The sequence below is a fragment of the Vibrio clamense genome (assembly GCF_050337905.1).
Lineage (GTDB): Bacteria > Pseudomonadota > Gammaproteobacteria > Enterobacterales > Vibrionaceae > Vibrio > Vibrio cortegadensis.
Genome location: NZ_JAKJTJ010000019.1, coordinates 300,768 through 314,558, shown reverse-complemented (window position 1 = coordinate 314,558; position 13,791 = coordinate 300,768). Strand labels below are relative to the sequence as shown.

Below are 13,791 nucleotides of genomic sequence, written 5' to 3'. Positions count from 1 at the left end.
GCATGATAAAACACAACAAATTGTATTCTGGAAGGTCGATTTTAAGTGATTTTCAGCGTATAAATGACACTTTGCTCTGTCGGAAGTCCATTTTCTGGCAGCCTAGAATTAGACATTATTAAAGAGATTGGGAAATTCATTATGCGTACCCATTACTGTGGTGACCTGAACAAGTCCCTTGCAGGACAAACTGTAGAACTTTGCGGCTGGGTTAACCGTCGCCGTGATTTAGGCGGTCTTATCTTCATTGATATGCGAGATCGTGAAGGTGTCGTTCAGGTAGTTATTGACCCAGATATGAAAGATGTATTTGAGGTAGCTAGCCAACTGCGTAATGAGTTCTGTATCAAATTTACAGGTGAAGTTCGTGTTCGCCCTGATAGCCAAGTCAATAAAGATATGGCAACAGGTGAAGTGGAATTATTAGCAAGCGGTCTTGAAATCATCAACCGTTCAGAAGCGCTTCCACTAGACTTCAACCAAACGAACTCAGAAGAGCAGCGTCTTAAGTACCGTTACATCGATTTGCGTCGCCCAGAGATGAGCGATCGCATTAAACTACGTGCTCGTGCTTCTAGCTTTGTGCGCCGTTTCTTAGATGAGAACCTATTCTTAGATATTGAAACGCCAGTACTTACTAAAGCAACACCAGAAGGTGCTCGTGACTACCTAGTCCCTAGCCGCGTTCATAAAGGTAGCTTTTACGCGCTTCCACAATCTCCACAGTTGTTCAAACAACTGCTGATGATGTCTGGATTTGACCGTTACTACCAAATCGTAAAATGTTTCCGTGATGAAGATTTACGTGCTGATCGTCAGCCTGAATTTACTCAAATCGATATCGAAACATCATTCATGTCTTCTCAAGAAGTTCGTGATGTAACAGAGCGTCTTGTACACGACATGTGGAAAGAGCTTTTAGGTGTCGAGCTAGGTCAATTCCCGGTGATGCCATTCTCTGAAGCGATTCGTCGTTTTGGTTCTGATAAGCCTGATCTACGTAACCCACTAGAACTTGTTGACGTTGCCGATCTTGTAAAAGATGTGGAGTTCCAAGTATTTGCTGGCCCTGCGAATGATGAAAAAGGTCGTGTTGCGGTAATTCGTGTTCCTGGCGGTGCTAAACTGTCTCGTAAGCAAATTGACGAGTACGGTAAATTTGTCGGTATCTACGGCGCGAAAGGCTTAGCATGGATGAAAGTCAACGATCGTGCAGCAGGCTTTGAAGGTGTTCAATCTCCAGTCGCTAAGTTCCTAAGCGAAGATATCGTGAATGGTATCCTTGAACGTACAGAAGCGGAAACAGGCGATATCATCCTATTTGGTGCAGATAAAGCGGGTATCGTTGCAGAAGCAATGGGCGCTTTACGTATCAAACTTGGTGACGATCTTGAGCTGACAGATAAGAAAGCGTGGGCACCACTTTGGGTTATCGATTTCCCAATGTTTGAAGAAGATGGTGAAGGTAACTTGCATGCAATGCACCACCCATTCACATCTCCTCTAGGTATGACAGCGGAAGAGCTTCAAGCTAACCCGGCTGCTGCGAATTCTGATGCTTACGATATGGTTATCAATGGCTACGAAGTTGGTGGTGGTTCTGTTCGTATTCACAACTCAGACATGCAAACAGCAGTATTTAATATCTTAGGTATTGAAGCGAAAGAGCAACAAGAGAAATTCGGTTTCTTACTTGAAGCTCTAAAATACGGTACGCCACCACATGCTGGTCTTGCTTTTGGTCTTGACCGCCTTGCAATGCTACTTTGTGGTACAGAGAACATCCGTGACGTTATCGCATTCCCTAAAACAACAGCGGCTGCTTGTCTGTTGACGGACGCGCCTAGTCTTGCAAACCCTGCATCACTAGAAGAGCTAGCGATTGCCGTTAATTTAGCGAAAAAAGAGAAAGACGCCGAGTAATCAATCTCGAGTGGACTCTGGTTCGTTAAGTTTTAACAATGAATGCCCGTTTTATTACGGGCATTTTTATATTTATACCAAACTGAATTGAGCAAAATGCGACCGCTTTATTTAGCTTGGAATGGTAAGGATTTATGTCAATCATTTTAGGAATCGATCCGGGTTCTCGCATTACAGGTTACGGGGTGATCAAACAAAATGGTCGCCACCTACACTATTTAGGTAGTGGTTGTATCCGTATGTCTGAAAAAGAGCTTCCAGGGCGACTCAAGCAAATATACGCCGGAGTGACGGAGATAATCACTCAATTTCAACCGGATGTATTTGCCATTGAACAAGTCTTTATGTCGAAGAATGCCGATTCAGCTCTCAAGCTAGGTCAAGCCCGTGGTAGTGCGATTGTTGCCGCAGTGAATGCCGATTTACCGGTTTATGAATATGCTGCGAGATTAATTAAGCAAGCGGTTACCGGTTCTGGTGGGGCAGATAAAGCGCAAGTTCAGCATATGGTCATGACGATGTTAAAACTCCCCGCGAAACCTCAAGCGGATGCTGCTGATGGGTTAGGTGTGGCAATTTGTCATGCGAATACCAATAAAACATTGATTGCATTAGCTGGGAAAGCGACAGGAGCAAAAAGAGGGCGTTATAGATAGTGATTTTTATTGTGACGATCTTTTAATCAATATAATCATTTAACGACTATTTAGCTCAAATTCCTACAGTGAACAACAATAAAGAACTGGATATGTATCCAGTTCTTTTATATTCTTATTTGCGTATTTTATCCTTAAGAGAATGAATTGTGATTGGACGTCTTCGTGGAACCCTCATTGAAAAGCAGCCTCCTGAACTATTGATTGAAGTCAGCGGAATTGGTTATGAAGTTCAAATGCCAATGAGCTGTTTTTATGAATTACCAAATATAGGTGATGAGGCCATTATTTATACCCACTTTGTGGTTCGTGAAGATGCACAGTTACTTTATGGATTTAACACCGTTAAAGAGCGCGCTTTGTTCCGAGAAGTTATAAAAGCGAATGGTGTTGGACCAAAATTAGGCTTGGGTATCTTGTCGGGTATGACCGCGAGCCAATTTGTCTCAAGTGTTGAACGAGAAGACATTTCTACATTAGTGAAATTACCGGGTGTAGGTAAGAAAACCGCTGAACGTTTAGTGGTGGAAATGAAGGATCGTCTAAAGGGGTGGGGAGAAGGTGATTTGTTCACTCCTGCAACAGATGCGGCACCAAGTGATAATGGTACGATTACGAACCCTAACAGTGCCAAAGATGAAGCAGTAAGTGCGTTGCTTGCTTTGGGTTACAAGCCTGTTCAAGCATCTAAGATAGTTTCACAAGTAGCGAAATCTGACATGAGCAGCGAAGCTTTGATTAGAGAAGCGCTAAGAGCAATGGTGTAAAGTGAGAGCCACCGCTTTCGAATTTAACTATTTAAACAAATCACTATAAAAGTAGAGTAATTGATGATTGAAGCTGATCGTTTAATCGCCCCTGATAATCCAGTCTTTAAAGATGAAGATGTTATTGACCGTGCGATACGTCCGAAGAAACTGGCTGACTACCGAGGTCAGGATCATGTCCGCGATCAGATGGAAATTTTCATTAAAGCCGCACAAATGCGTGAAGAGCCTCTTGACCATCTGTTGATCTTTGGGCCTCCAGGGCTTGGTAAAACTACGCTTGCTAATATTGTCGCGAATGAGATGGAAGTGAATATTCGCACCACTTCTGGACCTGTTTTGGAAAAAGCAGGGGATCTGGCTGCTTTGTTGACCAACCTAGAAGAGAATGACGTCTTATTTATTGATGAAATTCACCGTCTGAGCCCTATTGTTGAAGAGATCCTCTACCCTGCAATGGAAGATTACCAGCTCGACATCATGATTGGTGAAGGCCCAGCAGCACGCTCCATTAAAATCGATCTGCCACCCTTTACTCTGATAGGGGCAACCACGAGAGCGGGGTCATTAACGTCACCGCTGAGAGACCGATTTGGTATTGTTCAACGTCTTGAGTATTACAATGTCAAAGATCTACAACATATTGTGCAGCGCAGTGCGGATTGTTTAGGCTTGTCGATGGATTCAGAGGGCGCACTCGAAGTAGCTCGTCGTGCCCGAGGTACGCCACGTATTGCCAACCGATTGTTACGTCGGGTTCGTGATTATGCTGAAGTAAAAGGCAATGGACACATTTGTTCAGATATAGCGGATAAAGCGCTCGACATGCTTGATGTCGATAATCAAGGTTTCGATTACATGGACAGAAAATTGTTGCTGGCCATCATGGAAAAATTTTCAGGCGGCCCGGTAGGGTTAGATAATTTAGCCGCAGCAATAGGTGAAGAGAAAGATACGATTGAAGATGTGCTAGAGCCTTATTTGATTCAGCAAGGCTATCTTCAACGAACACCTCGCGGTCGAATTGCGACTGATAGAGCGTATTTACACTTTGGGATCGATAAATAGTAAAACAACTAAGATGGTTAGACCTTTAGTCTAGAGCAATCACAAGTAAACCATCATAGCAGTACCGCTAGAAGAGCCGACTTTAAGAATAAGTCGGCTTTTTTGATATTTGTAGAACTGAAACCACCCATCGCATAATGCAATCTATGATTCCATTTTTGGTAAGTTGATTAATGCTTAGTATCGAAAGAGCGGAATATGTGGATTTTGTGTGTTTTTATTTGGGTGTTCTGTTAATAAAACAATCACTATTCATGACTTTTATCACGGACTGTAACCTTAGAGGTTAATGTTCGGTTGATCTAAATCAAGTTGGGCAAAAAGCAATCAAATTGCTTGGTGTTTAATTGACTTAAATCAAAGCAAGAATTGGTTATAAACCTTTTGAAACAATCTGATTTTAGCAGTAATATTAGCTCTAGCTATATTAGCTATCGCTTAACAAATAACTAACCATTGGAGTACATTTTCGCAACAATAATTTCTTTATTAATAACAGTTTGTGGGGTGGTTTAACATTTCACGCTGATGTTGCAGAATGTCTAACGTGTCACTCAGCCGACACAAAGGAGTTACCATGATTGACGTTGTTGATCTCTCGCGATTGCAGTTTGCATTCACGGCGATGTATCACTTCTTATTCGTTCCATTGACTTTAGGTATGGCATTTTTGCTTGCCATCATGGAGTCTCTATATGTAATGACCGATAAGCAAATCTATAAGGACATGACAAAGTTCTGGGGTAAGCTATTCGGGATTAACTTTGCACTTGGTGTGGCAACAGGCCTTACCATGGAATTCCAGTTCGGAACCAACTGGTCTTACTATTCTCATTACGTAGGTGATATTTTTGGTGCTCCTCTTGCCATTGAAGCCTTAGTTGCCTTTTTCCTTGAATCTACTTTTGTGGGTCTCTTCTTCTTCGGTTGGGATAGGTTATCTAAACGACAGCACTTGGCCGTAACTTGGTTGGTTGCGTTAGGTTCGAACTTCTCTGCACTATGGATCTTGATTGCGAACGGCTGGATGCAAAACCCTGTCGGCGCAGAATTTAATTTCGAAACCATGCGTATGGAAATGGTCAGCTTTGCTGAAGTCGTTTTCAACCCTGTAGCGCAAGTTAAATTTGTTCATACTGTTGCCTCTGGTTATACCGCAGGTTCAATGTTCGTACTTGGTATCAGCTCTTACTACCTATTAAAAGGCAGAGATGTTGCCTTTGCTCGCCGCTCATTCGCGATTGCCGCCTCTTTCGGTATGGCCGCTATTTTATCGGTAATGGTTCTAGGCGATGAGTCTGGTTATGAACTAGGTGAAGTGCAGAAAGTGAAGCTTGCGGCGATTGAAGCCGAGTGGCATACCGAAGAAGCACCAGCAGCATTTACTGTGTTTGGTTTACCTAACCAAGAAGAGATGCATACTGATTTCGCCATTAAGATCCCTTACGTAATGGGTATTATTGCAACTCGCTCTTTTGATACTCAAGTGACAGGCTTACGTGATTTACGTGAAGAGCACGTAGAGCGTATCCGCACAGGTATGTATGCTTACGAATTGCTTGAAAAGCTGCGTGCTGGTGACAAGACAGATGCTAACAAAGCGGCATTTGACGAAGTTAAGAATGATCTTGGCTACGGACTTCTACTTAAACGCTATACCGACAATGTTGTCGATGCGACTGAAGACCAGATTCAAGCTGCTGCGGACGATTCAATTCCGACGGTTTGGCCTCTATTCTTCTCATTCCGAATCATGGTTGCATGTGGCGTTGCGATGCTTCTGATTTTTGGCTTTGCGTTTATTCAAACCTGCCGCCAAAAAATTGGTCAGAAGAAGTGGTTATTAAAAGCGGCATTGTACGGCATGCCACTACCTTGGATTGCAATCGAAGCCGGTTGGTTTGTTGCTGAATTCGGTCGTCAACCATGGGCTGTTGGTGAAATCTTACCTGTGAATGTGGCGGTTTCTGCTCTGACAATGGGTCAGCTATGGTCATCACTGTTTGCCATTCTAGCGCTTTATACGGTGTTCCTAATTGCAGAAGTTTTCCTTATGGTGAAATTTGCACGTAAAGGACCAAGTAGTCTAAAAACAGGTCGTTATCACTTTGAACAAGACGAAAACTCTGTTGAAGACAAAGTTAGTCGCCAAGTAGAAGTATAAGTGAGGAAGCACAATTATGTTTGATTACGAAATCTTACGACTTATTTGGTGGATACTAATTGGTGTATTACTGGTTGGTTTCGCCGTAACGGATGGCTTTGACTTAGGTGTGGGTGCCTTGGTTACAGTAATCGGTAAAAACGATACAGAGCGTCGAGTGATGATTAATACTATCGCTCCACACTGGGATGGTAACCAAGTTTGGTTAATTACTGCTGGTGGTGCTTTATTTGCAGCTTGGCCATTAGTGTACGCAACATCATTCTCTGGCTTCTACTTTGCAATGATTGTCGCGTTAGCCGCTCTATGGCTACGTCCACTTGGTTTGGATTACCGCTCTAAAATTGAAGATCCTAGATGGCGTAAAGCTTGGGATGGTGCAATTTGTGCGAGTGGCGTGATCCCACCAGTTATCTTTGGTGTCGCTTTTGGTAACTTGTTGCAAGGCGTGCCTTTCCAACTGAGTGACTTCATGATGCCAACTTACCATGGTTCATTCTTTGGTTTATTGAATCCATTTGCTTTACTTTGCGGTGTTGTTAGCTTGTCTATGTTCTTGCTGCAAGGCGCGACATGGTTACAGATGAAAACCGTTGATGAAGTACATACGCGTTCACGTACTATTGCTCAGGTAATGGGTCTTGTGATTGCAGTTGCATTTGTAGCAGCAGGTTTTTGGATTCAAAGCATTGATGGTTATGTGATTGTTAGTGCGCTAGATCATGCCGCTCCGTCTAACCCAATCAACAAAGAAGTGGTTAGAGAAGCGGGCGCTTGGATGGCGAACTTTGAAAAATACCCATTAATGTGGATTGCACCAGCGCTTGGCGTAGTCATGCCGTTAATTGCAGTCATCGCGTCTCGCTTTGAGAAAGGTGCCATAGCCTTTATCGCATCAAGCTTAACGAATGCTGGCGTTGTATTTACGGCTGGTTTAGCAATGTTCCCATTTGTTATGCCATCAAGCCTAGTTCCTAGCCACAGCTTAACGATGTGGGATGCGACTTCAAGTGAACTGACATTAAACCTGATGACAGGTGTTGCGTTCGTGATGGTGCCAATCATTTTGGCATACACAACTTGGACTTATTACAAAATGTTTGGTCGTCTTGATAAGAAATTTATCGAAGACAACAGTACATCGGCTTATTAAGGAGCATTACTATGTGGTATTTCGCATGGATCCTAGGTGTGTTACTGGCATGTGCCTTTGGGATCATCAATGCTCTTTGGTTAGAGCACTCAGAAATGATGGATAAAGACAGTGAGTAATCTCACAGAGCAAGTGACCCGCTTACATGCGCCCATGAATAAAACTGTGCTAAGAGCATTAGCATTGATTTTGGGCTTCATGCATGTAGGTTTGGTTATGTGGGATCCTGATACATACGGGCAAAGCATTGGTGGCTTTAACGCAATCATCAGTCCGTTACTCATTTGGGCAATATGCTCAAGTATGATTTTTGGGATTGGTTTTAAACCCAGAGCTTGGTATTGGCAGCTATTGTTTAGCCCTTACTTCTCTCTATCCATATTGCTCTATTTAACAGTAATTCGTTTGGCATCGTGATATTACATGCTGGAACAATGAGTTGAATGTTTTTTATTCGAATAGAGGCTATCTTAATCAGATGGCCTCTATTTTTTTATACTCAATTCAAAAAAAGCTGTGACTTTTATACTAATCAGTAATTGATGGGTTATAGTATTTGCTTACTTAAGCTAACGATGGTTTTAATTTAATCAATATGGCAGAAACATTTAACTGGCCAGTGACGATTTACTATGAAGACACCGATGCTGGTGGTGTGGTTTATCATTCAAACTATCTGAAATTCTTTGAACGCGCACGAACTGAGATGCTGCGAGCAAAAGGAATTAGTCAGCAAGTATTATTGGAACAAAACATCGGCTTTGTAGTCCGACATATCGATATAGATTTCTTACAAGGAGCCAAGTTAGATGACAAGCTTACTGTTGTCTCTTATCTAACTGAAATGAAACGAGCTTCATTGATCTTCTGTCAAGAGATCGTCAATCCTGATGGCGACATATTGTGTAAAGCCATAGTTAAGGTAGCATGTATCGATAATATGAAAATGAAACCCAAGGCGATGCCTAAATCAATTATTTTGGAGTTTACCGACAGTGAATGCTGATATTTCTATTCTCGATCTCTTTTTGCAAGCTAGCATCCTAGTTAAGATCGTAATGTTAATTTTAATGGGAATGTCTGTCGCTTCCTGGGCGATGATCATTAAACGTAGCAAAGTACTTGCTGCTGCCGCGAAAAATACCGAAACCTTTGAAGATAAATTTTGGTCGGGTGCGGACTTATCCCAGCTATATCAAGACGTAAAAAAGCGTAAGGATGATATTACGGGGACGGAAGAGATTTTTTATTCAGGTTTTACCGAGTTTGCTCGGTTACGTAAGAGTAATGCAGCCTCTCCTGACTTTATTATGGAAGGGACAGGCCGAGCCATGCGCGTCTCTGTTGCACGTGAAGTCGATGAACTTGAAACTAATTTACCTTTTCTTGCTACGGTAGGTTCGATTAGTCCTTACATTGGTCTATTTGGAACCGTTTGGGGGATCATGCATGCCTTTATCGCCCTTGGTGAAGTTAAACAGGCAACTCTAGCGATGGTTGCTCCGGGTATTGCAGAAGCTCTAGTTGCAACCGCAATGGGCTTATTTGCCGCTATCCCTGCGGTAATGGCTTACAACCGCTTAAGTAACAAAGTCAGCAAGTTAGAACATAACTATGCGACATTCTCTGAAGAGTTTCATAGCATTCTTCACCGTCAAGCAATGGCGGGAAGGGAGTAATCGATGGCAGGTTATCAACGCAAAAAGCGTAAAATGACTGCTGAGATTAATGTTGTTCCTTATATTGATGTCATGTTAGTCCTGCTCATCATCTTTATGGTGACATCCCCTTTTGTTACACAAGGGGTTGATGTAGAGCTACCAACTGCCTCAAGTGCAAAATCAGCACCTGAGTTATTAGGTGATAAAGCGTCAAGTTTCATTATTGTCGAAATAGACAAAGAGGGTAATTTGGGCTTAAGCGTTAATAATGAAGATGTGCAGCGAGGCTTGTCATTAACGGACGTTATTGTACGAGTGAAAGCTGAATTGTCGATAAACCCAGATTCACCGGTTGCTGTTGGTGGGGACGCCGCGACGCCATACTCTGACATTGTATTAGTCCTTGATGAATTAAGCCAAGCGGGTGTACCTAAAGTTGGATTATTAACGGGCATTGAGGGATAAATTTCCGTATTAGCATGAAAGAAAACAATAAAAAAAATAACAGTCGAGGTAGCTACGGCGGACCAGTTGCCATTTCTTTAGGCTTACATGCCATATTGGTTGTGGGTCTGCTGTGGGGAACAGATTTTACCATGTCGAAACCTGAAGTTTCAGGACAGATGGTTCAGGCTGTGGTTATCGATCCGCAACTCGTGCGTAAGCAAGCTCGTGAAATTAGAAAGCAACGCGAAAGTGCGGCTAACAAAGAACAAGATAGACTTGAAAAATTAAGACGCGAAAGCGAACGCCTAGAGAAAAATCGAAAAGCAGAAGAAGAGTCGATACGTAAACTCAAAGAACAACAAGCTCGTGAAGCTAAAGCGACACGCGCAGCGGAGAAAAAACGCAAAGCGCAAGAAGAGCGTGTTAAGAAAGAGCAGCAAAAGGCAAAAAAAGCGGAAGAAGCTCGTAAGCTGAAAGAGATAGAACTCAAGAAAGCAGAGCAAACACGCGTAGCGAAACAAGCCGCGATTGCACAGGCTGAGAAAGAACGAGTAGCAAAAGAGGCCGCCATTGCCAGAGCGGAAAAACAACGTATAGAGAAAGAGAAAGCCGCAGAAGCTGCGAAAGAAAAAGCGCGACGAGCAAAAGAAGCAGCAAAAAAAGCGGAAGCGGATCGTATTGCAAAAGAGAAAGCGGCAAAGAAAGCAGCAGACTTGGCTAAGAAAGAGCAAGCTCGATTAAAGCAGTTGGAAAAAGAACGCAAGCAGCAAGAAGAGGCGATGAACAATATCTTTTCTGGCCTTGAAGATGAAGCGTCACAAAATAATTCTGCAAAGCAGCAGTTCATCACTTCAGAATCGGACCGTTACGGTGCTATTTATACTCAGCTGATCCAACAAAATTTGTTACTAGAAGACAGCTTTAAAGGAAAGTCTTGTAAGGTAAAATTAAGATTAATTCCAACAGGTGCTGATGCTATGTTGAGTAATTTGTCGATTATTGGTGGTGATACTAGGTTATGCGCAGCAACTAAAAGAGCCGTAGCTCAAGTTCGTTCTTTTCCATTGCCAAAAGATTTGAGTGTAGTGGAAAAGCTTAAAAATATTAATTTAACCGTAGTACCAGAGTAAAAGGAATAACTTGTGTTTAAACGACTGATCATTGGGTGCCTGTTGGTTATTTCGAGTAGTGTTCAACTTGCGAATGCCGCTCTAGAATTGGTGATTACGGACGGAATAAATTCTGCGCGACCAATTGCGATCGTTCCTTTTAAATGGGACGGTACGAAACCATTACCACACGATGTGTCTGCCATTGTGGCTTCAGATTTACAACGTAGTGGTAAATTTAGTCCGATAAAAATCAGCAAAATGCCTCAAACTCCCTACAACGAGGCTGAAGTCGATTTTGATGCTTGGACGAGTTTAGGCGTTGATTCACTGCTTACCGGTTCTGTTACTCAAAATGCAGAGGGCAAATTTGTCATCAATTACCAATTAGTTGATGTGGTTCGTGGGCAGTTAACTCAAGGACAAAGCAAAGCTCTGAGTAATGATGGACAGCTTGTATTGTCAAAAGACCATGTCCTATTTAGCAAAAGAGCGGTTATTGATGGCAAGAGAATGCGTGAATATGCTCACCGTATTTCTGATTTAGTTTATGAAGAGTTGACTGGGGAAAGAGGCGCATTTCTAACTCGTATATCTTACGTCGTCGTGAATGATAAAGATAAATACCCCTACCAATTACGCGTAGCCGATTACGATGGTTACGATGAAAAACTTGTGTTGCGTTCTAAGCAACCGTTAATGTCTCCCGCTTGGTCTCCTGATGGTCGACAGCTTGCGTATGTGAGTTTTCAAAATGGACAAGCTGAAGTTTTCATCATGGACATTTATACCGGAAAGACGGAAAAAGTAACGTCATACCCTCGACACAATGGTGCGCCAAAATTTTCACCTGATGGCAAGACATTGGCTATTGTCTTATCTAAAACGGGCAGCTTGCAAGTTTATACATTGGATTTAGCAACACGTAAATTGACTCAAATAACGAGCGGTAGATCAAATAATACAGAACCGTTTTGGCATCCTGATGGAAAATCCTTAGTTTTCACATCGGATCGGGGTGGTAAACCTCAGATTTATAGAGTAAATTTGGCAAATGGTTCGACTAACCGTTTGACTTGGCAAGGTAGCCAGAATTTAGGCGGCCAAATAACGCCAGATGGACGATTCCTCATTATGGTGAATCGCAGTAATTCTGGTTTCAATTTGGCAAAACAAGATTTGGAGACTGGTGCCGTTCAAGTGTTAACCAAAACACTCTTGGATGAATCACCAAGTATTGCCCCAAATGGCGGAATGGTCATTTATAGCTCCATTTATAACAAGACCAATGTATTATCCATGGTTTCTATAGATGGTCGATTCAAAGCTAGATTACCGGCAACAAATGGACGTGTAAGAGCGCCCTCATGGTCCCCGTTTTTGTAGCGACTCAGTTTGATAAAGTAAGGAAATAAAAAATGCAACTAAACAAAGTTCTTAAAGGGTTACTTATTGCTCTTCCTGTATTAGCAGTAACAGCATGTAGCTCAAGCGATGATGCAACTTCAACATCTGGCACTGAGACTAACCAATCTACAGCGGGTTCTTCAAATGGTGTGGATACAACAGTTGTTTCTCCAATCGGTGAGAACGCAGCACTTTCTGAGCAAGAGCTAAAAGAGCAAGCTCTTCGTGAAACTCAAACTATCTACTTCGCATTTGATAACTCAACAATTGCTGGTGATTACGAAGACATGTTAGCTGCTCATGCCGCTTACTTAAGCAAAAACGCATCACTACAAGTGACTATTGAAGGTCATGCTGATGAGCGTGGTACTCCTGAGTACAACATCGCACTTGGTGAACGCCGTGCCGCAGCTGTTGGTAAATACCTTCAAGCTCTAGGTGTTCAAGCTGACCAAATTAGTATTGTAAGCTACGGTGAAGAGAAGCCACTTCTTCTTGGCCAGTCTGCTGACGTATACGCTAAGAACCGCCGCGCAGTTCTAGTATACTAATCGAGGAATTGCCTCATGTTCAGTAACACTAAGCGTGCTGTTACGCTTACGTTACTGGCAAGTGCAGCGAACTTTGCGTTCGCTGCACCAGCTCCAGTATCTGACCTAAACAGTACCTCTTCGAATTCTGCTACGTCTTCTAGTATTTCTGCGTCAAATTCATCTGAAACTGATATCCAACGTTTGGAACGCTTGCTGAAAAATCGCAATCGCGTTCAACTGCAAATGCAACAACAAATGGATGGAATGTTACTTGAGATCAGTGAATTAAGAGGCGAACTAGAACGAAACAGCTACGATATGAAACAGATGTTAGAACGCCAGCGCGAACTATTCATTGAGTTAGATCGTATCCGTAGTGAAGTGAAAAATAGCTCTGTCCAAGCACCGAAAGTGGATGCTCAAGACAGCGCCGTAACAGGTGGAACTTTCAGCTCTGATGTTGATGAGCAAACCGCTTACCAGAATGCGGTTGACTTGATCCTAAAGCAACGAGACTACACCGGTGCAATTACTGCATTTAAGCAGTTCCAAGTCGATTTCCCTGACTCTGCCTTTGCTTCTAATGCACATTATTGGCTAGGCCAATTGTACTTTGCGAAGAAGCAAGATAAAGACGCAGTGAAAAGTTTTGCAGCCGTGGTTTCTTACAAAGAGTCAAGTAAGCGAGCGGATGCATTAGTTAAGTTGGGAGATATTTCAGCGAGAAATAATAACTCCGACCAAGCGAAAAAGTACTATCAGCAAGTCATTAGTGAATATCCTGGAAGTGCTTCAGCTAAAGTGGCTGCTACGCATTTATAGGTTTGCTACCCATATACAAAACAAGGTTGCTGAGGCAGCCTTTTTTGTTTTTGAATCCTTTTTGATTCAAAACCTAGTCAA

Annotated in this window: 15 protein-coding genes; all 15 read left to right on the top strand. The window is 42.6% G+C overall.

Features of this window, described 5'->3' with window-relative positions:
- Positions 1–141: 141 nt before the first annotated feature.
- The 15 genes from aspS to ybgF all read left to right on the top strand — a co-directional run bounded on the left by aspS (position 142) and on the right by ybgF (position 13,710).
- Positions 142–1,923 (top strand): aspartate--tRNA ligase, encoded by a 1,782-nt coding sequence (gene aspS / locus L4C39_RS04310; protein ID WP_429744825.1) that lies wholly within the window; start codon positions 142–144, stop codon positions 1,921–1,923.
- A 134-nt stretch (positions 1,924–2,057) separates the two neighbouring features.
- Positions 2,058–2,579, top strand: a complete 522-nt coding sequence (gene ruvC / locus L4C39_RS04305; RefSeq protein WP_017051969.1) for a crossover junction endodeoxyribonuclease RuvC — start codon at positions 2,058–2,060, stop codon at positions 2,577–2,579.
- A 149-nt stretch (positions 2,580–2,728) separates the two neighbouring features.
- Positions 2,729–3,346, top strand: coding sequence for a Holliday junction branch migration protein RuvA (gene ruvA, locus L4C39_RS04300; protein ID WP_429744634.1), 618 nt, complete (start codon positions 2,729–2,731; stop codon positions 3,344–3,346).
- 63 nt (positions 3,347–3,409) lie between these two features.
- Positions 3,410–4,414, top strand: a complete 1,005-nt coding sequence (ruvB, locus tag L4C39_RS04295; protein WP_429744632.1) for a Holliday junction branch migration DNA helicase RuvB — start codon at positions 3,410–3,412, stop codon at positions 4,412–4,414.
- A 577-nt stretch (positions 4,415–4,991) separates the two neighbouring features.
- Positions 4,992–6,578: a cytochrome ubiquinol oxidase subunit I gene (cydA, locus tag L4C39_RS04290; protein WP_017051972.1), complete on the top strand. Its 1,587-nt coding sequence runs from the start codon at positions 4,992–4,994 to the stop codon at positions 6,576–6,578.
- A 16-nt stretch (positions 6,579–6,594) separates the two neighbouring features.
- A complete protein-coding gene (cydB, locus tag L4C39_RS04285) occupies positions 6,595–7,731 on the top strand; it encodes a cytochrome d ubiquinol oxidase subunit II (RefSeq protein ID WP_429744630.1) in 1,137 nt (378 codons plus the stop codon).
- Between the two features lie 11 nt (positions 7,732–7,742).
- Positions 7,743–7,850, top strand: coding sequence for a cytochrome bd-I oxidase subunit CydX (gene cydX, locus L4C39_RS04280; RefSeq protein ID WP_000270284.1), 108 nt, complete (start codon positions 7,743–7,745; stop codon positions 7,848–7,850).
- Entirely contained in the window at positions 7,843–8,148 is a 306-nt protein-coding gene (gene ybgE / locus L4C39_RS04275; RefSeq protein WP_136993758.1) for a cyd operon protein YbgE, read from the top strand. Before cydX ends, ybgE begins: the two co-directional genes overlap by 8 nt.
- Before the next feature lie 178 nt (positions 8,149–8,326).
- The gene (ybgC, locus tag L4C39_RS04270) at positions 8,327–8,737 is read left to right on the top strand and encodes a tol-pal system-associated acyl-CoA thioesterase (RefSeq protein ID WP_113797461.1); all 411 of its coding nucleotides are present in this window, start codon (positions 8,327–8,329) and stop codon (positions 8,735–8,737) included.
- Positions 8,727–9,410: a protein TolQ gene (gene tolQ, locus L4C39_RS04265; RefSeq protein WP_017051976.1), complete on the top strand. Its 684-nt coding sequence runs from the start codon at positions 8,727–8,729 to the stop codon at positions 9,408–9,410. The genes ybgC and tolQ overlap by 11 nt, the downstream gene beginning before the upstream one ends.
- Before the next feature lie 3 nt (positions 9,411–9,413).
- Complete coding sequence (locus tag L4C39_RS04260; RefSeq protein ID WP_429744617.1) at positions 9,414–9,857, top strand: ExbD/TolR family protein; 444 nt, start codon at positions 9,414–9,416, stop codon at positions 9,855–9,857.
- 14 nt (positions 9,858–9,871) lie between these two features.
- Positions 9,872–10,969, top strand: coding sequence for a cell envelope integrity protein TolA (gene tolA, locus L4C39_RS04255; protein WP_429744615.1), 1,098 nt, complete (start codon positions 9,872–9,874; stop codon positions 10,967–10,969).
- A 12-nt stretch (positions 10,970–10,981) separates the two neighbouring features.
- Positions 10,982–12,334: a Tol-Pal system beta propeller repeat protein TolB gene (gene tolB, locus L4C39_RS04250; protein ID WP_429744613.1), complete on the top strand. Its 1,353-nt coding sequence runs from the start codon at positions 10,982–10,984 to the stop codon at positions 12,332–12,334.
- 32 nt (positions 12,335–12,366) lie between these two features.
- Entirely contained in the window at positions 12,367–12,906 is a 540-nt protein-coding gene (gene pal / locus L4C39_RS04245; RefSeq protein WP_136993761.1) for a peptidoglycan-associated lipoprotein Pal, read from the top strand.
- 15 nt (positions 12,907–12,921) lie between these two features.
- Positions 12,922–13,710 carry a tol-pal system protein YbgF gene (ybgF, locus tag L4C39_RS04240; RefSeq protein ID WP_371730486.1) on the top strand — a complete coding sequence of 263 codons (789 nt, stop codon included), beginning with the start codon at positions 12,922–12,924 and terminating at the stop codon, positions 13,708–13,710.
- Positions 13,711–13,791: the final 81 nt, after the last annotated feature.

Bases quoted from the DNA above. Each gene is read 5' to 3' on its own strand.
- L4C39_RS04260 (WP_429744617.1), top strand. From the start codon at position 9,414: ATGGCAGGTTATCAACGCAAAAAGCGTAAAATGACTGCTGAGATTAAT.
- cydX (WP_000270284.1), top strand. From the start codon at position 7,743: ATGTGGTATTTCGCATGGATCCTAGGTGTGTTACTGGCATGTGCCTTT.
- cydA (WP_017051972.1), top strand. From the start codon at position 4,992: ATGATTGACGTTGTTGATCTCTCGCGATTGCAGTTTGCATTCACGGCG.
- tolA (WP_429744615.1), top strand. From the start codon at position 9,872: ATGAAAGAAAACAATAAAAAAAATAACAGTCGAGGTAGCTACGGCGGA.
- pal (WP_136993761.1), top strand. From the start codon at position 12,367: ATGCAACTAAACAAAGTTCTTAAAGGGTTACTTATTGCTCTTCCTGTA.
- aspS (WP_429744825.1), top strand. From the start codon at position 142: ATGCGTACCCATTACTGTGGTGACCTGAACAAGTCCCTTGCAGGACAA.
- ruvB (WP_429744632.1), top strand. From the start codon at position 3,410: ATGATTGAAGCTGATCGTTTAATCGCCCCTGATAATCCAGTCTTTAAA.
- ruvC (WP_017051969.1), top strand. From the start codon at position 2,058: ATGTCAATCATTTTAGGAATCGATCCGGGTTCTCGCATTACAGGTTAC.
- ybgC (WP_113797461.1), top strand. From the start codon at position 8,327: ATGGCAGAAACATTTAACTGGCCAGTGACGATTTACTATGAAGACACC.
- cydB (WP_429744630.1), top strand. From the start codon at position 6,595: ATGTTTGATTACGAAATCTTACGACTTATTTGGTGGATACTAATTGGT.
- ybgF (WP_371730486.1), top strand. From the start codon at position 12,922: ATGTTCAGTAACACTAAGCGTGCTGTTACGCTTACGTTACTGGCAAGT.